This window comes from Planktothricoides sp. SR001 (assembly GCF_001276715.1).
Taxonomy (GTDB): domain Bacteria; phylum Cyanobacteriota; class Cyanobacteriia; order Cyanobacteriales; family Laspinemataceae; genus Planktothricoides; species Planktothricoides raciborskii.
In genome coordinates, this window is record NZ_LIUQ01000020.1 from 82,306 (window position 1) to 104,121 (window position 21,816).

The window sequence follows — 21,816 nt, forward strand, 5'->3', positions numbered from 1 at the left end:
CCTACACCCTACACCCTAAAAAGCACCCCCGCTTCCCTGCGGCTTATACAGGAAAACTCATAGTGGATAGTTAAGATTAGATAACTAACAGCCGATTCCCGTTCATGATCGCAAATGCGAATCGCAAATCTATGTGGGCCAAGCTAAAACAGCGAATTTGGGAATGGCGTGGGGTTTGGATCGCAGCCCCGTGCCTGACAATTTTATTATTGGGATTGCGTTGGACTGGTGGACTGCAAATGCTCGAATGGGCATTACTTGATCGATATTTTCGCTTACGTCCACCGGAAAGTCCAGACGATCGCATTGTATTGGTCACGATTAATGAATCGGATTTACGCAATGTGGGACAATGGCCTGTCCCCGATCGCGTGCTGGCTGAATTATTGGCCAAAATTAAAGTCCAGCAACCTCGTGCCATTGGTTTGGATATTTATCGAGATTTACCCGTAGAACCTGGCCATCAAGAATTAGTGGAAATCTACAAATCTACACCGAATTTAATTGGGATTAAGAAAGTTGTCGGAGACGAAAACGCTTTTGGGGTGAATCCCCCGCCGGAATTAGCGGAATTAGAGCAAGTGAGTGCCAATGATTTTGTGGAAGATGCCGATGGAAAAATCCGACGCGCCTTTTTTTATCTGAGCGATCGCCAAGGCAATCCTACTTATAGTTTAGGATTTACTCTAGCTTGGTTATATTTGGAAGCGGCGGGAATTCCGGTCAGCTTAACCGATGAAAGCTGGATTAAATTTGGTGATGTGGTTTTTCCTCCTTTTGAAAGCAATGATGGGGGTTATATTCGAGCAGATGCATCCGGTTATCAAATCTTATTAAACTTTCGCGGACCTTCTTGTTTACGAAACAAAAATCACTGCCCGTATCAATTCGTGTCGATGACTGATGTGCTAGAAAATAAAGTTGCCGATGACCTGATGCGCGATCGCATTGTGTTAATTGGTTCCACCGCCGAAAGCCTGAATGATTTCTTTTTTACTCCTTATAGTAGTGGCATGATTAGCACTCCTGAACCGACTGCCGGAGTAGAAATTCATGCCAATGTTGCCAGCCAAATTTTGGAGACGGTACTGAGCGATCGCCCCTTAGTCAAAACTTGGCCAGAACCCCTGGAATGGGTTTGGATTTTTGCTTGGTCAGCTTTAGGTTCAACCCTAACTTGGAAATGGCGATATTCTAGCGGCACCAATCACATATCTTGGCTGAGTTCAGGCAGTTTATTGCTGAGTATTTGTACTTTGTTTGGAGTTACTTATTTTAGCTTTTTAAACGGCTGGTGGATTCCCGTTGTTCTGCCCTTATTGGGTTTATTAGGATCGGCGATCGCCATTCAAGGATATATTGCCCGAACCGCCGGACAAATTAGAAAAACCTTTGGGCGTTATTTAAATGATGCCGTAATTGCCAACTTACTAGAAAGTCCTCAAGGATTCAAATTAGGCGGCGAAAACCGGACTGTCACCTTACTGTTATCTGACTTGCGGGGATTTACCGCTTTAGCTAAACCTTTGCCTCCGGAAAAAGTCGTCAATTTATTGAATATTTATTTAGAGCGAATGTGCCAAATCATTGAACAATATAATGGCACGATTGATAAATTTATGGGCGATGCAATTTTAGTCATTTTTGGCGCCCCAACTAGCCGTGAAGACGACCCCGAACGAGCCGTTGCTTGTGCGATCGCCATGCAAATTGCCATGAAAGAAATCAATCAAAAACTGAGCCAATTAAATTTACCTGTGATTGAAATGGGAATTGGCATTCATACCGGGGAAGTGATCGTCGGCAATATTGGCTCTCAGAAACACGCCGAATATACCGCGATCGGCAGTGAAGTCAACCTCGTCTCTCGGATCGAGTCCTACACAATTGGCGGACAAATACTAATCTCAGACTCTACTATGCAAAGCATCAAAAATCCCCTCAGAATTGATGACAAAAAAATCGTCAATCCTAAAGGATTTAATCAAGAAATTACGATTTATGAAGTCGGCGGCATTGGCGGTCGATATATGCAGTTCATGCCCAAAATGGAAGCCGAACTATTTCCGGTTAGACCCGAAATTGCTTTAACTTATAGCTTGATCGATGGCAAACATATCACTTCCACTCAATATCGAGCAACTTTAGTCAAATTATCCAAAGAAATAGCGGAAATAAAAGCGGAAAGGTTGATTGAACCATTAAGCAATCTAAAAATTAACTTGGACATAGAACTGACTAACGACGAAGAACCTGGTGATATTTATGCCAAAGTTTTAAAGAAATGTTCCACATACGATTATTTTTTCTTAATTCGCTTTACCTCCATGCCATCGGAAATTGCCGTCCAGCTTGCTAAATATTGTAAATAATTGCCAGCATTTCCAGCATCTCCGACCTATATAGCTATCCGTGCAGGATTTGTGAATGAGATTCCCCTCTCCCATGACCCAGGTTGGGGGGCGAGGGCAAATTTTCGACCTTGTTTTAGGATTGCTATAGTTATTTCACTTGTGCGATTCGTTCCCTTGTATGCAGCCACCTGTAAAGTTAGGCATTAGACATATCCAAAAATTAAAGTATATGCTATAATAAGATTCAATTTTTTTGTCCTGCTATGAGCGTAATTATAAAATATATTGAATAACACCCCGAATTAACACCGATGCTTATAGGAATAAATTATAAGCATTTACAATAATTGTCGAGAGAAGCTTCCATTGTACACCTCCAAAAAAAAGCGGATGCCGATCTGTTAAAAACCACCAGTAATGTCAAAGGGGCGGGTCGGAAAATTACTTACATTACCTGTTCAAGAACAAATTATTCTAACTTTGGTGTATCTTTACCAATATTTTTCCTGTATCTGGGGGTTCAAAATGATTTACTTGTTGTTTTAACATTTGACTGTTAATTGGCTTTTTTAACCATGTCAAGTCGAAAATAAAATTTGCTCTAGATTTTTTCGATGATCACAAATGCTAAAATTGATAATTTTCTCAATAAAAATCGAGGCAAATCCAATGAAATACTGCGAAATATTTCTTGATAATTCAATTTTATCCGTGGCAATTATCCATTAGTTATCCAGAAACAAACAAGGAGTAAAAATGTTACAATTTATTGGCAATCAACCAGTCAGCAACAACACCAAAACTTACAGCAATAGCGCTCATGCCACCATTGCTGTGTCTGTGACGGTTGTCGATGCGATCGCGGCACGTAAGACAGAAAGCGATTAATCATTATCAATCGTTCTGTTAATACTTTGTATGTGGCAACAGGTAAGGTGGCCAGCAAACCAGCTACTGCCGCAAATGCTGAAATTGAAATTCCCGGCCAATACGCTTATGAATTTTCTGCTGTGCCTACAACAATTTCCTTTGGGCAAGCAACTCGACACCTGATTCACGCGCAGAAGCTTTGATTATTGAGAATTTTGAGATCCACGCCCCAAAGCAATCGAGGGTTCTGACCCGCTTACCCCAGAGGCGATCGGTGCAGCCGCCGCATCGCATACTCATACCGGCGTTCAAATTTCTGGGAATATTTCTGGAAGTGCTGGGAATATTACTGGGATAGCTGCGATCGCGAATGGGGGCACAGGGTCTAGTACCGTATCAGCGGCAAGAACTAATCTACAAGTAGGAATGTCCGATATTCCATACACTTTTAGTGAAGGATAGAGTTTATATAGTACATTTAAAATAACTAAATTCTCAAATTTAGTTATTATTATAGGGACTTCGACGATTGATTCAAGTGATTCAAGACTGCTGTCAATATTTAATCCAGTATTTAATCCGGTTAAATCGGTTAACAGTAATTCGGGTGGGTCACTGGGGTTTCCCGTCCAACTGCAAAGGCGAAAATCTTTGGGGGCAGTAGCGGTGGCTGCGTCGGGAAGACCCGCTATGATTAGGTATTGGTTGTTAGTATTGCGATCGATACTGCGAATTCCCCTTCCCCCTAAATCTAATTCTATTGGTGTGCCGATATTTGCGTTTGTTGCCACACCTGTTACTAAGTCGGTAAATTTATAATATTGGTTGCAATTAAGGCTTTTTGGCGAGTGGAGTTAGGTAGGTTTGGTGTAGGAAAAGCAATCTATCCGGTAGTGCCGTTTGGGGCAATGGTTAATCCTTCAATATTAAATCCGCTACCATCACTTGTTTCCGGTATTTTATTAATAGCAGCACTGGCGGTAAAATTGCAACCATTGGCATCTCCCCAAGCGATTAAATCATTTCTTAAATTATCATATCGACCAACATAATTTATCATGGTATTTGTGCCAGTGGCCGAAATATCGGTCGCGAATAGGCGATCGCGGTTGGGTTGAGAACTGCCACTGCTAGAATTACTGTGGGAACCTAACCAGTAAATTCGGTTGCCAATTTTGGTGGAAGCTTTGATATCGACTTCTCTAGGAACACCAGCGGAAATATCCGTTAAACCGAGGGAAGAGGTAAAGTCAAAACTGTTGAGAGGTAAACCGGAATTGTGGCGATCGTACAAGCGGATTTTTCGCTCGCGATCCTCAGCAACTAACATATAATTAGCGCCAATTGCGACTGCCGTACTCGCATCACTAGCACCCGTGAAACACCGCGTATTTGTCGGATTCATCGAAGCAGCAGAAGCGGCATATTTAATTAGGAGTTTCCGCATCTGCAACCGTAAAATCAATCCCTAAACTGGGTAGTAAAATGGTTGCCTAAATACTTTGGGTATATGATTGATTTGAGTGATCTATATATATGTCGGCAAATTTTTCCACTATAACCATATTTTTATTTTCCCGTAAAATTTTTAATTTGTCAATAGTTTTTAGCAATAATTTTGCAGTTTTTACCACAGAGACACAGAGAGACACAGACAGAGAAAACAAAAGAAACCCGGTATCTCCAAGACAAGAAACCGGGTTTCTTGGAGAAACCCGGTTTCTGAAACTCACAAATCCGTGTGTTGTCGATACCAATCTATCGTATTTTTTAGACCTTGTTTAAAGTCCACTTCAGCGGTAAACCCAAAGGCTTGTTTGGCTTTTTCTGTATCTAAGCAACGGCGGGGTTGACCATTGGGTTTGTCCGTTTCCCACACAAGTTCCCCTTGAAATTCCATTAATTCGCAGATTAATTCAATTAAATCCCGAATTTTAATTTCATATCCGGTGCCTAAATTAACCGGATCGGTTTCATTATAATGTTGGGTGGCTAAGACAATGCCTCGCGCTGCATCAGTGGAATAAAGAAACTCACGACTAGGGCTACCATCCCCCCAAACATAGAGTTGTTTCTCGCCTTTAACTTGGGCTTCATGGACTTTTCTAACTAGGGCTGGAATCACATGAGAACTGTTGGGGTTAAAGTTATCTTCTGGGCCATATAAATTGACCGGCAGCAAGAAAATCCCATTAAACCCGTATTGTTGTCGGTAGGATTGGAGTTGCACTAATAAGGCTTTTTTGGCTATTCCATAAGGGGCATTGGTTTTTTCGGGATAGCCATTCCAGAGGTCTTCTTCTTTGAAGGGAACTGGGGTAAATTTTGGATAGGCACAGATAGTCCCAACACAGACAAATTTTTCGATTCCTGCTTGATAGGCAGAGTGAATTAGTTGTACGCCCATCATTAAGTTATCGTAGAATAATTCCCCCGGTTTTTCCCGATTTAAACCAATACCACCGACGTGGGCTGCGAGGTGAATAATAATATCTTGGTTTTGGACAACTTGCTGGCAAGCTGCCATTGTCCGCAGGTCATAATCACGCGATCGCGGCACCGTAATTTTATCGGCATTTGCCCCCGCTTTGAGCAATTGATCGATCACTTGGCGACCTAAAAAACCCGCCCCACCTGTCACCAAAATGCGTTTTTCTGACAAATCTAAACTTGGCATTTGTTACCCCTCAAAATCAAAAAAATTAAGCCGTAGGGTGAGCATTCTCGGAAGGAGAGAGGAGAGAGGAAAGAGGAGAGAGGAAAGAGGAAAGAGTATCTTTTCTCTGCCCCACCAGACCTCTGCCCCTTCCGAAATTAATCATTAGTCTACGGTGTTGCCACTATCTTGACGAATAAAGGCATGGTCATCAATGGACTGACCTTTGGGAGAAGATAATCCGATCGCCTCTAAATCAGCTTCCACCATCAGAATCACCAATTCTTCAAAAGTAACCGAAGGTTGCCAGCCTAACTTTTGCCGTGCTTTCGTAGAATCCCCAATTAAAATATCCACCTCTGCCGGTCGGAGATAGCGCGGATCAAATTCCACATAATCATGCCAATCTAAATTGACATAATTAAACGCAATATCCAGAAACTCGCGAATCGAGTGAGTTTCATTCGTGGAAAGCACATAATCATCCGGTTCATCTTGCTGCAACATCAACCACATTCCCCGGACATAATCTTTAGCATAGCCCCAGTCCCGCTTAGAATCCAGGTTGCCCAAGTAGAGTTTTTTCTGTTTTCCTGCTAAAATTCGGGCAAGGGCGCGAGTAATTTTACGAGTAACAAAAGTCTCTCCACGACGTGGGGATTCGTGGTTGAACAGGATCCCATTGCAAGCAAATAAGCCATAGGACTCGCGATAGTTAACGGTTTGCCAGTGAGCATAAACCTTGGCGCAAGCGTAGGGACTGCGGGGGTAAAAGGGGGTGGTTTCTTTCTGAGGAATTTCTTGGACTTTGCCAAACATTTCCGAGGAACCCGCTTGATAGAAGCGCACTTGAATGCCGGTGCGTTGTTGATAGTCCCGGATGGCTTCTAATAGCCGCAAGGTGCCCATCCCTACGGCATCAACGGTGTATTCCGGGGTGTCAAAGCTGACTCGGACGTGGGATTGAGCGCCGAGGTTGTAAATTTCTACGGGTTTGATTTCTTCTAAGATTCGCCGCAGGGTGACACCATCGGTTAAATCGCCGTAGTGTAGAAATAATTTGGCTCTTTCGTTGTGGGGGTCTTCGTAGATATGGTCAATGCGATCGGTGTTAAAGGTGGATGTCCGGCGGATGATGCCGTGGACTTCATACCCTTGCTCTAACAGCAACTCACTTAAGTATGAACCATCTTGTCCGGTAATGCCGGTGATCAGTGCGCGTTTATTTTCAGTCATGCAAAGTCGTTCCTTAATCGTTTCTTTTAATTTAGCTAAAGCGATCGCAGTTAGTGGGTTTTAAGCGCTCGAAAACTGCGAAAACTAATTTTTTTTCAGAGAATTTCCTCTAGTAACTTAGAAAATTCACCGATTAATTTTTTCAGCTTAACCTAAAATAATTCGGTCAATGTTTAAATTTATTTGTTATTTTTTGTTGATTGTAGGTTGTTGATTGTAGGTTGTAGGTTGTTGATTGTTGATTTGCTATTTGTAAAAGGTTAACCGTTGACCCCTGAGAAACCGGGGGCTGACTTTTGACCGTTGCAAGGGCGAAGCATATCACCAAGGGCATGGGGAAAGCTTACCGCGCAGATATTTTAACTCTTAAATCAGGGCGCAAATGCTTCGCCCCTACATTCTCCCTACTCCTGCACTCTTGCGCCAGAAACCCCCGGCAACAAAAGTTCAGAAAGCTACTAAAAAGCGATCGCCCTCTAGTCATCCTAAAAGGCGATCGCGACTGGCATTCTAATAAGCACCGTTGTTCTTAGGAAACAGAACGACTTTAATTGTTTTGAACACAATCCACAAATCCATCCAAAAGTTATGGAAATTTACATAATAAACATCCATCTGAACTCGTTTTGGATACGGGATATCATTCCGGCCCGAAACTTGCCATAACCCAGTAATTCCTGGTTTTATCGTTAACACTTTGTCGATGGAATGGCCATATCTGGGCAATTCTTCCACCACCAGAGGCCGAGGCCCAACCACGCTCATGTCTCCTTTTAACACATTCCAAAATTGAGGAAACTCATCCAAGCTAGTAATCCGTAAAAAATGACCAATCTTGGTAATTCTGGGGTCTTGTTTTAATTTGAAATTATCCTCAAACTCAGAACGGATTTCTGGATTTTCCATTAATTCATCCAGGATTTCATCGGCATTTTCCACCATCGTTCTAAATTTAAAACAGCGAAATTTTTTATAGTTGATGCCGACTCGTTCCTGAACGTAAAACACCGATCCAGGAGAACTGAAGAGAATCAGCAGAACCAAAATCAGGTAAACGGGTGAAAACAAAATCAAGACGGACAAAGAGAAAACGACATCAAACAGTCGTTTCAAGAAAACTCGGTTAACTTTGGGGAGAGGGAAAGCCCTGATGCTGCGCTGGGCAACGGCACGCAGAACTTTGCCGGAAATTAGCTGGCTATTAGCAGTCATTGTACTCCTTCACTCACTTCACACCACACACATATAGTCCCGATCATAAAGCCTTCAGACGCTTCCCTGAGAAAATAGGGTTCCAAAGTCCCAAGATAACGGAAGACGCAGCAATTCTAAAGGAATTCTGACAAGACCGAAGCTTGAGGAATTAAGAAACTATGAAAATTGCTTAATTGTATATTGATTATTTTCAATTACTGAGGTTGAATTGAAAATTTCTTGCTCTTCTTGACCCTCCTCTAGCAAAGGGAGCTAGTAGGGTGGGCAAAATTTGCCCACTAGCAAAAGGAGTCCCTGTCGATCTGATGGTAGCCACGGAGGTTAAATTGCTCAAGACATTGCTGGACAAAGCTTTGATAGCGTTCTTGAAAGATGTTCGGGGCAAATTTTAAGGCGTGCGATCGCACCGTCGCGGCGTCAAACTGACTCTGATAGGTTTCAAAAGTCTGGACTGCCTCAATTAAAGCCGCTTCCGTCTGGGATGAAAACAGCAAACCCGTTCCCGTCTGGGGATGCTGCCGAATATCTTGCACGGTTTCTAAAGCCCCTCCTGCCCCATAAGCAATTACCGGAGTCCCGCAAGCTTGTGCCTCCACCAGGGCAATGCCAAAATCCTCACAAGCGCTATAGACAAAAGCTTTTGCCGCTGCCATAAGTTCCTCAACCACAGAGTTGGGCTGAGATCCGAGGATTTGCACATTCGGTTGAGCGATCGCACGGAGTTGTTCTAACTCTGGTCCAGTACCAATTACCATCAGTGGTTTGCCCATCAGGTTAAAAGCATTGACAATTAAAGATACTTTTTTGTAGCTTACCAACCGGGAAACCGTCAGATAAAAATCTTCTTTTTGCTCCCGCAACCCAAATCGCTCAATATTCACCGGGGGATAAATCACCTCAGCCTGCCGACGGTAACATCGCCAGATCCGACGGGCAGTGTGTTGCGAGTTGGCAATAAAATAATCAACCCGATTGGCGGAAATCGTATCCCACTGGCGCAGACGGTGCAACAAATACCGAGTCAGGTATCCCGGTAAACCTTGCCCTGCCCGACTGCCTTCCAAATAATCAAAAGTTAAATCCCAGGCATAGCGCATGGGGGTATGACAGTAGCAGATATGCAACTGATTGGGGGTGGTGAGTACCCCTTTCGCTACCGCATGGGATGATGAAAGGATCACATCATATTTCCGTAAATCTAGTTGTTCGATCGCCAGAGGTAACAAGGGCAGATATTTTTGCACCCCAGACCGCGCCAACGGGAATTTTTGTAAAAAAGTCGTGCCAATTTGTCGCTGATATAAATAACTTTGGGGATTAGTGGACTCAAAATCAATCAACGCATAGATATCTGCATCAATATTTTGGAGAATTTCTTTAACAACAAGTTCACTGCCCCCAGTGGCTTCCGGGGTTAACCATTCGTGGACTAGGGCATAAGTTTTCACCATAGATTCAAGCTCAAGATATCTCCAAGGTTTTTTCAGATCCACTAGGTTCCACTGCGAGAGTGGATCGGGATAAACTGAGTATAAATTCTCACTTGGCGTCAGATTTTACAAGATTTTATCTTAACTGAAATTAACCAAATTTGTTATTTGTTGTTGGTTATTTGTTATTTGTTGTTGGTTATTCGTTGTTGGTTATTTTAGGAATCTCAGAAAGGTTTTAGGATAGTTAGGGTGAAATGATGTTTGAGAAGAAATCACATGAAAGTAGCCATCACTGGTGCCACAGGTTTTGTGGGAACTCGTTTAGTTGAAAAGTTACATGGTCAGGGCGATCGCCTTGTGGTGTTGACCCGGAACCGCGATCGCGCTTTGCGGGTATTTCCCTCGAAAAATTTTCCCAATGTCGAATTTGTCACCTATACACCGCAACAGTCTGGAGAGTGGCAAGGGGCGATCGCTGGTTGTGATGCGGTGGTGAATTTAGCCGGGGCAGCTATTGCCGAAGAACGCTGGACCGCGCAACGGAAGCAAGAAATTTTAAATAGTCGTAAATTGGGGACGCAAAAAATTGTCGAGGCGATCGCCAAAGCGAGTCCTCAGCCCAAAGTTTTGGTGAATGCATCGGCGATCGGGTACTACGGCACCAGCGAAACCGCCACCTTTGATGAAACCAGTAATCCGGGCAATGATTTTCTCGCTCAAGTTTGTCAAGACTGGGAAAATGAAGCGCAAAAAGTGAAAGAAACGGGTACTCGACTGGTAATTATTCGCACCGGAATTGTCTTAGGGATGGGGGGAGCCCTGGCGAAAATGCTCACCCCTTTTCAGTTATTTGCTGGCGGGCCGATTGGCAGTGGTCGCCAGTGGTTTTCTTGGATTCATCGAGATGATTTAGTCAGCTTAATTATGGCTAGTCTGCAACGGTCTGATTTAGCAGGAGTTTACAATGGCACCGCACCCAATCCCGTGCGGATGAATGAACTTTGTCAAGGGTTGGGTCAAGTCATGCATCGTCCTTCTTGGTTGCCAGTTCCCGACTTCGCTTTACAACTGCTTTTAGGGGATGGGGCTAAAGTGGTTTTAGAAGGTCAAAAGGTTTTACCTCAACGCACTTTGGCTTCGGGCTTTGAATACCAATATCCCGGTTTAAAATCAGCCCTTGAGGAAATTTTAAGTTCTCGTTAATCGGCGACGCGATCGCGATTAATGAGGATCTGAAAAAAGGATATGGCTGCACCTGAAACCAGGACAGCCTCCCAATTTTTAATCTTCAGAAGCAATGATTAACTTTCGCTACATTGTTTCTTGTTTACGACTCAGCAGTTTTTTGATGTCGTTGCAGGTCGTCAGGATCTACATAATGGCAAACTGCATCATCGACGCAAATTAAAGCCCAACCAGACTTGTCAATTCCCATTAGTTTATAGGCCGCTTGGTGAATAAAAAATCCTTTGTGATTACGGGTTTGGGGTTTGACATTTACATTTACATTGTCATTAGACATAGTGGCAAAGCTCCTTGGGATAAATAACTGGGAGTCAAAATGACTGTTTAATCAAAATTAAGCGATATTCGCCTTTAGGTGACAACTTGTTACACAATTTTTCTCAAACTTGCCACATTTCCCTAAAAAATTGAGAATTGGGTAGAGGTTTGAGATGCTAGATCGGTGACATATTCACGCATCTCTGATGAAAAGAGCGCAAATCCAACAATTTTGCTGGTTTGCTGATAGTGGGTGACGATTCCTCTGCAATATCAGAGATTGATGACAACCCAGAGTGGAAAAAACTCTGATAAGTCTTATTACTTAATTACTTTTACCGAAAAGGAAAAATTTGGACTTATCTTAGTCTAATATCAATCTATCAAACAGTGTGTTCGCATTATACCATATAATTTTTGATTTTTTCTCTTTATTTTCACGGTTTTTTGTAAATTTATGTGAAGATTTTTTTACCTATTTGAGCATTTATACAGATTTTTATTTGAGTCAATTCAGCGAAATAAGTACAAATATCTATTAATTTTCAAACGTCTAAGTAAATTTGACTAAAATATTTACTTTAATCGTTGATTGTCTGATTTGATGATTTTAAGTATAGATCGCTATGGCTGCAAAAAGCGATCGCCAAGAAACTTATTTACTTTTTTTCTTCCGACTATCATTACTTTTGGCTTTTTTATTGTTTGTTGTTTATATGTAATATGTTTTATCTGAGGTTTCTAGACCCTAGACCCGAAACCCAGCCAGATGTAGGTATAACCCCCAGTCCCGGTTCCCTCTTTCCTGTCAGGGTTTCATCGTCAAAGGTCAACTACCAATGCCAATAAAGCGATCGTATTCGGTGATTTTTTGCCAAAGTCTTTGGGCTAATTTATCACTGCCTGCTTTTAACTCTTGATAAATTAATATGGCTTCCTGTTTATAGGCGATTTTTTTCTCATTTGACCAATAGTAAGGAGGATGATACAGGTTAGTAATGCGATCGGCTAGTTTTACCATCCAAATTTCTTTCGGCTGTTGCTTAATTCTAGATAAGCTATCTTTTATTTGAGCTTCTTTTGTGGGTAAATCTTTATTTTTGGTTAAGGCCATCACCCCATCAGCGATCGCCGTTCCAAACTCTTTTTGCACATCCTCATACTGATATTTGGTATCTTCAATAATATCATGGAGAAGGGCACATTGTACCGCTAAATCTGCATCATAATCTGGGGACGCATCCAACCCCCAAATCACTTCCATAACCACACTACCAATATGGTTAATGTAGTCAATTTTTATCCCCGCTTCAGACCCGCCATAGGTTTGGCCATGATGGGCTATCGTGGCAAAGTTCCAGGCTTTTTTAAATATTTCTGGCGACCATTGATTCATAGGAAAAATTTGATATTTTATCGGATTAAACAATTTTATTTTAACTCATATTCTTGCATTAGGTGACGCACGCGATCGGAAAATAACCAATAACCAATGGTATCCGATCGCTCAATTCCCTGTTCCGTTAAGCAAAACCGCTGATTTTCCAGAATTGCCAGATTCAGGGTTAATAATTCGGTCAGTTCTGGCAATTCCGCAAAAATATCCGTATTAAAACGATGATGATAGTGATTTAAGTCGATTCCTTCTTGGGAAAGTAAGGATAATAAAACATGACGACGGCGACGTTCTTCCTGATCCAATTTAAAGCCATAGTGGATATAATTAAAAGCTGTGTCTGAAGTTTGAATAAACTTATTTAAAATATGATTTACTTCTAAGTTACTGACGGCATATTCCCCAGAATAATGATAAGTATCTGTATAAGACCTAGCCCCACAACCGAGTCCAATCATGCCATCGTTTTGGCAGCAGTAAACTGGGGTATCGCTGGCAGTTAAAGATGCTTTGGCAAACATTCTTAGGGAAACTTGGGTATAACCTTGGGAAAGTAAAAGCGATCGCGCTTCTCGATAGCAATTTAAGCGAATATCGTCCCATTCTTGTGGAGTTTTGCCCAGTCCAGTCAGGGGACGCACATATAAAGGATAGAGATAAATTTCTTGGGGCTGAAACTGTAAGGCTTCTTGCAGCGATCGCAGCCAATTAGCCACGGTTTGCCCCGGTAGACCATACATTAAATCAATATTAATCGTGGGAAAATTTGCCTCAGCCATTAAGTTTAATGCCGCTTTAACCTGGGTCACGTCTTGACGCCGTTGAACGGCTAAAACTTCCGCATCAATAAAACTTTGGATGCCAATACTTAACCGGGTAATGCCGCGATCACGCAACAATTTTAAGTTATCGCGATCGACTGTTTCCGGGGAAACTTCTACGGAAATGGGAATATCTAATAACCGCGCCCCCATAGTCTTTTCCGCAATATTTAAAATCGCCTCAATTTGGGGCAAAGGCAACTGAGTTGGTGTGCCACCCCCTAACGCAAATCGGGCAAAAGTTGCCTCTCCCAAGGCTTTTTTAACCTGAATCGCTTGTCGTTGCACTGTTTGGACATATTCCTCAAATAGTGTTTGATTATTTTTCACGGTGGTAAATAAATTACAGAAACCGCAGCGCATTTCACAAAAGGGAATATGAATATATAAAAAGAGAGACTGCTTATCTTCGGTTGCCCAAACTTCCTCTAAGGGAACGGGAGGCGCGATCGGACGATAGGATGTTTTATGGGGATAAGAATAAACATAAGCTTGATAAGGGGAATCGGCCAATAATTGCGCCAATTTTGGGCGTTTTTTATCTGTTTTATTCATATAATTTGTTAATGGTTGGTGGTTGGTGGTTGATGGTTGTTTGTTGGTGGTTGTTTGTTGGTGGTTGTTCGTTGTTCGTTGTTCGTTGTTCGTTGGTGGGTAGGGATTCTTTCGTTGGTGGTTGGTGGTTGATGAAAAAACAACAAACAACAATATTATTCTTTTCGCCCTTGACTGCCAAATTCGCGACCTCTAACATTTTCGATCGCCGCTAAAGCTGCCTGAGAACCAGCCATAATATCTTGTTCTTCCCCACCGAGGTAAAGACGACCAAAGCTGCCCACCGCTTGCACTTGGAGGATATTAATCAGCGCCGATTTTTCTGCTTGGTTGGCTGCCAATGCCGCATAAGCAGCGGGTTCCACTTCTAAGACATAGAGGGTTTGACCGCCTAAAATTAGCTGTCCCCGTCGGTTGCGGTTGATTAGTTGGGCTTGATGAGGGTCGATATTGCGGATAATTTGACTAGAAATGATGCGCGGTTTGAGGCGATCGCTTTCTTGAACTCCGAGGGCTTCTAAAATTGCTTGACCGGCAATGCGGGTTTCCCCTTGAGAACTGGAATGAATTTCTAGCAGTCCATAAAGTCGTTCGACAAATTGGACTGCCGGACGGACTCTAGCCGCTTTCAAAGCAACATCAGTAATCCGATTAATTTCAATTCCTGGGGAAATTTCAATCCACAAGGATGTATCCCCTGGCAAGGGCAAAAAGCCCAGGGACACCGTACCAATATAAGCCGCGTGTTGAGGTTGCAGGTTATCTAAATAGACATAACTGCGAAGTTCTACACCCAAGATAATTTCTCCGTAGATTTGTGCAGTTTCTTTACTTTACAGCGTTTTTCCGATTAAATGTAGGGGCAAAGCATTTCGGTAAGAAATTTCTGCTTTAACAGCAATAACATATATACCGAAATGCTTCGCCCTGACTTTACAGGGTTTTCAGATTTAACAGCCATAAAATATATACCGAAATGCTTTGCCCTCACCCAAGAAAAGCGGTTCAGCCCATAGAAGATTGCTATAAGATAAATTCAGCATAAGGAACCGTCCAAACCACTGGGTGACTGAGACGATGACCGATATAACCATTTTCTCCATAAGCGGTGCCATGATCGGAGCAAATAATACAGAAAGTGGGGGCGCGATCGCGTATTATGTGCCATAATTTGCCTAGCTGACTATCCACATATTCTAAAGCAGCCCCATGAGAAGCCAGACTATCAGCGATAGCGCATCCGCGCCGCTTCGCGAACGCCCCGGACAAATAAAAATAATTTGGTTGATGCAATGCCGAAATATTGATAAATAAAAATAGCCGCTGTTCCGGGGGCATTTTCCCCACCAATTCTGCCACCAAATTAACTTGATTAGCCGTAGAATTTCGGTCAGTAACCCCTAACTCTGGACTCCAGTAACTTTCCGTAAAAAAACTCGGTAAAACTTGACTCAACGGCGTCAATTTATTAAAAAATCCCACCCCTCCAATACAAACTGTATGATATCCTTTTGCGGCCAAACCTGTAACAATATCTGCCCGGTCTAAAACACAAGTTTTCTCGGTGATGCTGTTACTTCCGGCAAACTCCACCGCAAACAACCGAGGATGAATTCCTGGAGTAATTGGGGTGGGCAAAAAACCCGCAAAAAATGCGTGATGGGCTGCATAAGTAAAATTTCCCGGAGAGTGGCGACATTCCCATCCAGTTTTGGGTAAAACTTGGGCTAAATTTGGCGTTTTTCCCTGGAGAAATAAATCTTGCGCCACATCATACCGCAGAGTATCTAAGGTCATCAATAAAATATCGTGGCTGCCCACAATTTGATTCATATTATAATTCATATTATAATTCATATCATGCATCAGCGGTTAACCTTAAAATTGCTTTGACTTCACTGGTATAAGTATCGAGATTATTCCAAGTAATCCCTGGTAATAAATCCCCAAAAGCGTTAATTTCTAAAATAGCATGACGGCGAAAATCAGGATAAACCAGTAAATCAATCCCACAATATAAACTATTGGGAAATAACCGGGCAGCGGTTTCACAAGTTTGCCGCATTGCTTGCCAGTTTTCCACCCCAACTCGCTGCAAAAATTCCTCACTATTGCCGCGATCGCTTTTTAAATGTAAATTTGTCATCGGGCTTTTGCCTAACCGAACTACTAAATGCTGGGCTTCTCCTGAAATTACCACAACTCGCAAATCAAATGGACGATGTTGCAGTTTAGCTTTCGGCAGCCATTCCTCTACTTGTACTCCTTCTTTACAGAGAATATTAATAATATCCGCAATCTTTTCTCGCTGAAAATAAGTGCTAATTTTCCGAGAATTATAGAGAATAGTTTCACCCTGGTGGCGGACTCGTTCTACCGTAGTAATTGCTGACTCACCTTTGGGGCTAACCCGATAAGCAACCACCCCCGAAGCACCGGATCCATGAGCTAATTTTACAAACACACGAGACAAATTTTGCTGTTGCATTTGTTCTCGTAAATGTTCATAACTAATAATCCCCGCTAAACACCGAGGTAAAGGAATAATAGACCGAGGGATAGTATGGTTAGTTTGGGGTATTTGCTCACGCGATCGCTTTGCTAATAATCCTGCCAAAGAATTAGAGAAAATTACATTATTATTGACAATATCTAGCTGATTAAAAGAGTAATCTGTAAACCGCTGGTGACAAATTCGCTTATCAAACATCTGGATAATATCCGTTGGATGGTTGATAAAATAACCCAGATTATTGCCCGGTAAACATTGATTAGGACTATCCTGATTTAAAATAACATTTGCCCATTGCTGCAATAAATTACACCAGCCTAAATACCATTGTCTCGGATAATAAATCCGACCCTTATCAAATTCTAAAGCTAAGGCATCAGCGGCAGTAATTTGCTGATGGGTTCCTGCCGGTTCAATATTAGCCCCGGCTGCGATAATAGCTTTTTCTACTAGAAAGTTTCTTTCTGGTGATTCAATGCGGATTATAGTCTGGGAGTCTATTATATCTGCAAGACTTTCTCGACCATAAATTAAGTCTAAGTAATCCAGCACTTTTGCTGAAGGCAAACCCCAGTAATTTAAGGCTTGTTGAAAAAGCCCAATTCGTCGATTTTCAGGATTGCCAATTATGATAAATTTTAAAAATTTCAATGGCATGAGATAAATAAGTTAACAAAATAAGGGCGAAGCATTCCGGTAAAAAATTTATGTTTGACTGCGAGAGATATCTGCCGGAAGCATTTTGCCAGAAAAAACAAGATAACAAAATAAGGGCAAAGCATTCCGGTAAAAGGTTTATGTTTTACTGCGATAAATAGCTGCCGGAAGGATTTGGCCATAAAAAATAAAATAACACAACATAAGTGCGAAGCATTCCGGTAAAATATTTTTGTTTGACCGCGAGAAATAACTGCCGGAATTCTTCGCCCCTACAAACCTACAAACGAACAAACAAACCAACCAAAAAACCAATAAACCAATAAACCAAATAAGGGCGAAGCATTCCGGTAAAAGGTTTATGTGTTACTGCGATAAATAGCTGCCGGAATGCTTTGCCCCTACAAATAAATCAAATCAATAAACCAAGAAACCAATCAACAAATAAAATATAATCAGATCGAGTTACTCAGAAACGGAACAATAACGTTCATTCTCATCATATTCTTCTATATCTTTTTGGTTGTCCGCAATTAGATTAATTTTGAGGCTGGCTAACTTGGCGATATCCTCATCATTAAGATAATTTTCTGAAACATTCAAAGTATCGAGGTTTTTTATCGATGGAGAACTACAAAGAAACTCGGCACCTTTTGCCCCTAAAGTTCCCATCGATAAGTCTAGGGTTTTCAGTTGATGAATGATGCGCGATTCGCTAAAGCGATCCGCTTTGCGCGATCGCACCACAGCTTCGGCAATTTCATCGGTATATTGGGCATTTCTTAAGCCTAAATATTTTAACTTAGGATATAAGTTGCCTTCGAGGATTGGCTGCAAGTCCTCAACGGTAGAATCGCCACCATAGTAGTCACTACCCAACCATAGTTCTAAATGCTCTAAACTGGGTAACTGGAGTTGACAAATTTGCCCGATCGCCTCTCGACTTAGCCCCCCCGTTTCAATAATCAGGTATTTTAAATTATCATGCTGAACCGGGCTAAATTCTAACCCGCTACCGCCGCGAACTTGCAACCATTCTAAATTAGGATATGCGGATAAAACTGGACTAATATCACTTTGTACAATCCAAGAAATTTCATATTCCTCTGACAAGATATCCCCTAAGAATATTGCTTTTAAATTCGGCAGTCGATCCGCCACAGCTACCAAAGCATTCACCACTTCGGATGAATTATCCCCTCCTTCGATTAAATCTTTCCAAACACCGATCACCAAAGCTTCTAATTTAACCGCCAGGGTGTCTTTGACCAGCAAAGCCAAAGATTCAGGGATATCATGGCTGTCATCATACTGATACCGGAGGGCGATCGCTGTCCCCAGGGCGGTGGTGATTCCCTGTTCCGAATCAAACTCTTCCACTGTGCGGGAAGCAAAGACACTGGCGTGCTGATAATAATAAGACATTTTTACCTATTTTTACCTTATGATCCGATCGCGGTTTAAGTCATCCCCATCTTACTGAAAATACTTTCATTTTTGCATCGAGGGACTCTCAGGCGGAACTTGGCGGAAATTTGTCCCCCAATCGCATTGGGAAATTTTTTTACCCTTGTCTTTTACTCTCGTCAGGTAAAAATATGGATAAAACTCGGATAAAACCCTTGGGATACTTAAGTATATTCGCTAACAGCCAAATCTTTATGGGGTAAAAGTGTTTACGCAATCCAACTGATGCCCATAAGTGTTGATGGAAATAACCAGGATCAATTCAACACTCATTACTGATTCAGCCTTTAAACGGCCATCTTCGTAAAAAGTCCCTACCTTGGCGATTCAGCCATTCACCTTGCCAATAAATCTTTTTAAGAAAAAATTAAAAAAAGCTAAAAAAACTGAGACAAGTTTTCGGGGCTTGTTAAGATTAAATCAAGATCGGCGATCGCGCTGTTGATGCTTAACGCTCCGCCAATGTTACTGAATGTAACCTAATGCCAAGGATTCTCAGCATTCTGCCGCCACTTGCTCTACTTGCGGAGACCCCAAGCCTGTCCCCGCGAGGGGAACCGCAGTGGCTCGCTGATGTTTGACATAGATTTTTCATCTAAATTTGGTTGAACCTTGTCAAATCTTTTATCAGTGAATCAGTCAAGGAATTATTAAGATAAAACCGAATCGTAGCTGTTGTTCAAGGGCTGGCACCCATGCTGATGAATCATCCCGTTTAATCACCATGAGAGTAAATAATCTAGGCAATTGACAATTTAGACAATTGACCCAGATTTCTACTCTCTAGAAACCACTCAGGTTGTACTTCATCGGAGTCAGTAAAGCGGTTGAAAGTGCTGGCCTCAAATATGCTGGGTTGCGCCTAATTAAGCTACTCTCAACATTAAAGTTCAAAATTAAAGTTAAAACCTCAAGAATGTAAATGGGTAGTTTCAGGTGAATCACCCACCAAAAGCAACGTTTATTCTAGCAACGTTTATTCTAACAAAGTTTATTCTCAGCCAGAGCGAGCGCAAAATCGTAGACAAATCCTGGTAATTTCCACCTCTTAATCTGGCGTAAGGGTTGAGAGTTTGGCCGAGAATTACCGACTATTACCGACTATTACCGACTATTAAGCTCAACCACTCCCAACTCAAAAAAACAGATCAAACAACTGATCTACGTCAGTAACCACTAAACTCTAGTTTACTCATTTTGGAGGTGCTGAACCATTCATGTTAAAACAGAAAGTCGCTCACAAAACAATCGCTCACAAAATTGTCACCCTATTAGGACTGATTACCTGGGGAATCATCATTGCTGACAGCCTATTCTTAGCAGGAAAAGCTCAATCAGAAAATCAACCGAATGCGATCGCCGAAGAAGCAAGCTATCAGTCCATTGAATCCGTCAATAATTTTGAACCCCCCGAACGAGGAGCACCCAGCAGAACTGCTGATGGTGGTTCTCGTGGCTGTGGGCAAATGACCTTACTAATTCCGGCGGATCAGGGGGCAAGCACAATTTCTGAAAATCCCACCTTATTTTGGTATCTCAACCCCACCCCAGACGCTCCCACAAAATACCGACCAATCAATAAATTAGCGGTAGTTTTGATTAACGATCAAGAGGAAGAAGTTTATACAGAAATGATCGATGCGCCAAGTCAAGCCAGTATTATCAGCTTCCAATTACCAAAAAGTCAATCACCCGTGCTGGAAGCTGGCAAATGGTACAATATTTTCATCGGTGCTTACAACCAAGAAAATCCTAACATTTATGAACCTTGCAGCAGTTTATCCGCTTGGATAAAACGCCAAGTTTTGACAAATGAACAACAACAACAACTGAATATTGTCAGCAGCGATGAGGAGCGGTTGCAGTTTTATATCCAACATGAAATTTGGTATGATGCCTTGGCAACATTGGCAGAACTCATTGGTCAAAATCCTCATAATTCCACGCGAAATAATCAATGGATCCAAATGTTAGAATCTATAGAATTGGGTGGATTAGCGAATCAGCCCTTGCTGAAACCAACCCAAATCGTTAGTAATATAGATCAAACTTCTAATCCTTGATTTAACTTTTATCTTAAAACTTAGATATCTACCGTTCCAATCAGGGTGCATTCTAAACTAAATGTAATTGGGAATGCAATTGGGGCGGTTTTCTCTATGTGACATCACTGATTACGAAAGAAAGAATACCCGATCGCTCATCGCTAATTTATGTTAAAAATAATTCTCAAAGTTCCAATAAAATGGAGATTTTATATCCGTATATGTTTAATTATATTACTGCTTAAACCCCTGTTCAATATCTCCTTAACCCTAGGACAGGTAACGCCTAATACCCCCCAGGAAACCTCAGAAAATTTCCTGACCTAATCATTTCATTGGTATCAAAATGATACAAAAAATAGTGGCACAAACCAGAGAAAAGTTGATCTAAACAAATCTTTATCTTTTAATCCTCCAACTCTCGGCGATCTTCGCAGAACCGCTGATGCATGCCCTAGAGGTGAATGTCCGATACCTAAGAACAGAGCGTTTAAACCTGTTAATTACTGATACTAAAATGGTGAGGTGAGCATTTCGGCATCAACAATTAATGAATACCCGACTTTATTATGGTATTTACCTGAATATTCATTGCCAACAAAGTCGGCCTAATTTAAGGGATTAGTATTACGCTTGGAAAATCCATAAAGTAAAGAAATTTTTACAACAATACTAGATTCTGGTTCTAGTCAACTATCGGGATATTTCAATTATCAGAAAGCCAATTCAAGGGATTAAAACCTGGTGAATGGTACAAATTTGACTTATTTATGTTTAGGGCTGATAGTTTTCAGGATGAAAACGATATTAAGAGGAATAATAAAAATTGTGATTTTGTAGAGGTTTATATTGGTCGTCGGCTTCTAAGTCCCCAGGAGCAAGACGAACTATCTGCTGCCACAAATCTTGAATAACTGTGGAATTTTTATACCAAAGAAATTATTTGGTATGATGCTTTAGCGACTTTAGACCAAATGCGTCGGCAACATCCAGAGGATGAAAGGGTTGAGCGAAGATGGCAATCCTTCTTAGGCTTAATTGGACTGGGGAAGCTATCGGCATACCCGCCGATATAAATTAGAAAAATTGTTCTAGA

Annotated in this window: 19 protein-coding genes; 6 read left to right on the plus strand and 13 right to left on the minus strand. The window is 41.7% G+C overall.

The window, feature by feature from the left end; genetic code table 11:
* The first annotated feature begins 131 nt into the window (after positions 1–131).
* Complete coding sequence (locus tag AM228_RS13790) at positions 132–2,372, plus strand: CHASE2 domain-containing protein (RefSeq protein ID WP_054466709.1); 2,241 nt, start codon at positions 132–134, stop codon at positions 2,370–2,372.
* A gap of 738 nt (positions 2,373–3,110) precedes the next feature.
* The gene (locus AM228_RS36195; protein WP_255353197.1) at positions 3,111–3,242 is read left to right on the plus strand and encodes a hypothetical protein; all 132 of its coding nucleotides are present in this window, start codon (positions 3,111–3,113) and stop codon (positions 3,240–3,242) included.
* A 290-nt stretch (positions 3,243–3,532) separates the two neighbouring features.
* Here AM228_RS36195 and AM228_RS13800 read toward each other — a convergent pair whose 3' ends face one another.
* The 4 genes from AM228_RS13800 to gmd all read right to left on the minus strand — a co-directional run bounded on the left by AM228_RS13800 (position 3,533) and on the right by gmd (position 7,116).
* Positions 3,533–4,015 (minus strand): hypothetical protein, encoded by a 483-nt coding sequence (locus tag AM228_RS13800; RefSeq protein ID WP_054466685.1) that lies wholly within the window; start codon positions 4,013–4,015, stop codon positions 3,533–3,535.
* Positions 4,016–4,107: 92 nt separating this feature from the next.
* Complete coding sequence (locus AM228_RS13805) at positions 4,108–4,671, minus strand: hypothetical protein (protein WP_054466686.1); 564 nt, start codon at positions 4,669–4,671, stop codon at positions 4,108–4,110.
* A gap of 282 nt (positions 4,672–4,953) precedes the next feature.
* Entirely contained in the window at positions 4,954–5,901 is a 948-nt protein-coding gene (locus AM228_RS13810) for a GDP-L-fucose synthase (protein ID WP_054466687.1), read from the minus strand.
* Between the two features lie 144 nt (positions 5,902–6,045).
* On the minus strand, positions 6,046–7,116 hold the full coding sequence (gmd, locus tag AM228_RS13815) for a GDP-mannose 4,6-dehydratase (RefSeq protein ID WP_054466688.1): 1,071 nt from the start codon (positions 7,114–7,116) through the stop codon (positions 6,046–6,048).
* Positions 7,117–7,498: 382 nt separating this feature from the next.
* Here gmd and AM228_RS36200 point away from each other — a divergent pair, with 382 nt between their 5' ends.
* Positions 7,499–7,630, plus strand: a complete 132-nt coding sequence (locus AM228_RS36200) for a hypothetical protein (RefSeq protein ID WP_255353198.1) — start codon at positions 7,499–7,501, stop codon at positions 7,628–7,630.
* On the opposite strand, the gene AM228_RS13820 is transcribed toward AM228_RS36200, so the two are convergent.
* A complete protein-coding gene (locus AM228_RS13820; protein ID WP_054466689.1) occupies positions 7,627–8,328 on the minus strand; it encodes a sugar transferase in 702 nt (233 codons plus the stop codon). The genes AM228_RS36200 and AM228_RS13820 overlap by 4 nt on opposite strands.
* A 281-nt stretch (positions 8,329–8,609) precedes the next feature.
* Entirely contained in the window at positions 8,610–9,782 is a 1,173-nt protein-coding gene (locus tag AM228_RS13825) for a glycosyltransferase (protein ID WP_054466690.1), read from the minus strand.
* A gap of 258 nt (positions 9,783–10,040) precedes the next feature.
* On the opposite strand from AM228_RS13825, the gene AM228_RS13830 reads away from it, so the two are divergent.
* Positions 10,041–10,967, plus strand: a complete 927-nt coding sequence (locus tag AM228_RS13830) for a TIGR01777 family oxidoreductase (protein WP_054466691.1) — start codon at positions 10,041–10,043, stop codon at positions 10,965–10,967.
* A 124-nt stretch (positions 10,968–11,091) separates the two neighbouring features.
* Here the strand turns inward: AM228_RS13830 and AM228_RS13835 are convergent, their stop codons facing one another.
* From AM228_RS13835 to AM228_RS13865, 7 genes are all read right to left on the minus strand, one after another.
* Positions 11,092–11,286, minus strand: a complete 195-nt coding sequence (locus AM228_RS13835) for a hypothetical protein (RefSeq protein ID WP_054466692.1) — start codon at positions 11,284–11,286, stop codon at positions 11,092–11,094.
* Between the two features lie 810 nt (positions 11,287–12,096).
* Positions 12,097–12,663, minus strand: a complete 567-nt coding sequence (locus AM228_RS13840; RefSeq protein WP_054466693.1) for an HD domain-containing protein — start codon at positions 12,661–12,663, stop codon at positions 12,097–12,099.
* A 35-nt stretch (positions 12,664–12,698) separates the two neighbouring features.
* On the minus strand, positions 12,699–14,039 hold the full coding sequence (locus tag AM228_RS13845) for an STM4012 family radical SAM protein (RefSeq protein WP_054466694.1): 1,341 nt from the start codon (positions 14,037–14,039) through the stop codon (positions 12,699–12,701).
* Positions 14,040–14,194: 155 nt separating this feature from the next.
* Positions 14,195–14,836 carry a hypothetical protein gene (locus AM228_RS13850; RefSeq protein WP_156331771.1) on the minus strand — a complete coding sequence of 214 codons (642 nt, stop codon included), beginning with the start codon at positions 14,834–14,836 and terminating at the stop codon, positions 14,195–14,197.
* A 226-nt stretch (positions 14,837–15,062) separates the two neighbouring features.
* Entirely contained in the window at positions 15,063–15,872 is an 810-nt protein-coding gene (locus AM228_RS13855) for an STM4013/SEN3800 family hydrolase (protein ID WP_190879458.1), read from the minus strand.
* Between the two features lie 25 nt (positions 15,873–15,897).
* Positions 15,898–17,208: an STM4014 family protein gene (locus tag AM228_RS13860; protein ID WP_054466697.1), complete on the minus strand. Its 1,311-nt coding sequence runs from the start codon at positions 17,206–17,208 to the stop codon at positions 15,898–15,900.
* 465 nt (positions 17,209–17,673) lie between these two features.
* Positions 17,674–18,633: an STM4015 family protein gene (locus tag AM228_RS13865; protein WP_054466698.1), complete on the minus strand. Its 960-nt coding sequence runs from the start codon at positions 18,631–18,633 to the stop codon at positions 17,674–17,676.
* 1,259 nt (positions 18,634–19,892) lie between these two features.
* Between AM228_RS13865 and AM228_RS13870 the strand changes: the two genes are divergently transcribed.
* Entirely contained in the window at positions 19,893–20,738 is an 846-nt protein-coding gene (locus AM228_RS13870; RefSeq protein ID WP_054466699.1) for a DUF928 domain-containing protein, read from the plus strand.
* Positions 20,739–21,634: 896 nt separating this feature from the next.
* Positions 21,635–21,796, plus strand: coding sequence for a DUF928 domain-containing protein (locus tag AM228_RS36800; RefSeq protein ID WP_082348879.1), 162 nt, complete (start codon positions 21,635–21,637; stop codon positions 21,794–21,796).
* The last annotated feature ends 20 nt before the right edge of the window (positions 21,797–21,816 follow it).

Excerpts from the sequence above, each read along its gene's own strand:
- AM228_RS13825 (WP_054466690.1), bottom strand. The coding sequence starts at position 9,782 with ATGGTGAAAACTTATGCCCTAGTCCACGAATGGTTAACCCCGGAAGCC.
- AM228_RS13855 (WP_190879458.1), bottom strand. The coding sequence starts at position 15,872 with ATGAATCAAATTGTGGGCAGCCACGATATTTTATTGATGACCTTAGAT.
- AM228_RS36200 (WP_255353198.1), top strand. The coding sequence starts at position 7,499 with ATGCTTCGCCCCTACATTCTCCCTACTCCTGCACTCTTGCGCCAGAAA.
- AM228_RS13835 (WP_054466692.1), bottom strand. The coding sequence starts at position 11,286 with ATGTCTAATGACAATGTAAATGTAAATGTCAAACCCCAAACCCGTAAT.
- AM228_RS13870 (WP_054466699.1), top strand. The coding sequence starts at position 19,893 with ATGTTAAAACAGAAAGTCGCTCACAAAACAATCGCTCACAAAATTGTC.
- AM228_RS13845 (WP_054466694.1), bottom strand. The coding sequence starts at position 14,039 with ATGAATAAAACAGATAAAAAACGCCCAAAATTGGCGCAATTATTGGCC.
- AM228_RS36195 (WP_255353197.1), top strand. The coding sequence starts at position 3,111 with ATGTTACAATTTATTGGCAATCAACCAGTCAGCAACAACACCAAAACT.
- AM228_RS13805 (WP_054466686.1), bottom strand. The coding sequence starts at position 4,671 with ATGCGGAAACTCCTAATTAAATATGCCGCTTCTGCTGCTTCGATGAAT.
- gmd (WP_054466688.1), bottom strand. The coding sequence starts at position 7,116 with ATGACTGAAAATAAACGCGCACTGATCACCGGCATTACCGGACAAGAT.
- AM228_RS13820 (WP_054466689.1), bottom strand. The coding sequence starts at position 8,328 with ATGACTGCTAATAGCCAGCTAATTTCCGGCAAAGTTCTGCGTGCCGTT.
- AM228_RS13860 (WP_054466697.1), bottom strand. The coding sequence starts at position 17,208 with ATGCCATTGAAATTTTTAAAATTTATCATAATTGGCAATCCTGAAAAT.
- AM228_RS13790 (WP_054466709.1), top strand. The coding sequence starts at position 132 with ATGTGGGCCAAGCTAAAACAGCGAATTTGGGAATGGCGTGGGGTTTGG.
- AM228_RS13840 (WP_054466693.1), bottom strand. The coding sequence starts at position 12,663 with ATGAATCAATGGTCGCCAGAAATATTTAAAAAAGCCTGGAACTTTGCC.
- AM228_RS13810 (WP_054466687.1), bottom strand. The coding sequence starts at position 5,901 with ATGCCAAGTTTAGATTTGTCAGAAAAACGCATTTTGGTGACAGGTGGG.
- AM228_RS13865 (WP_054466698.1), bottom strand. The coding sequence starts at position 18,633 with ATGTCTTATTATTATCAGCACGCCAGTGTCTTTGCTTCCCGCACAGTG.
- AM228_RS13830 (WP_054466691.1), top strand. The coding sequence starts at position 10,041 with ATGAAAGTAGCCATCACTGGTGCCACAGGTTTTGTGGGAACTCGTTTA.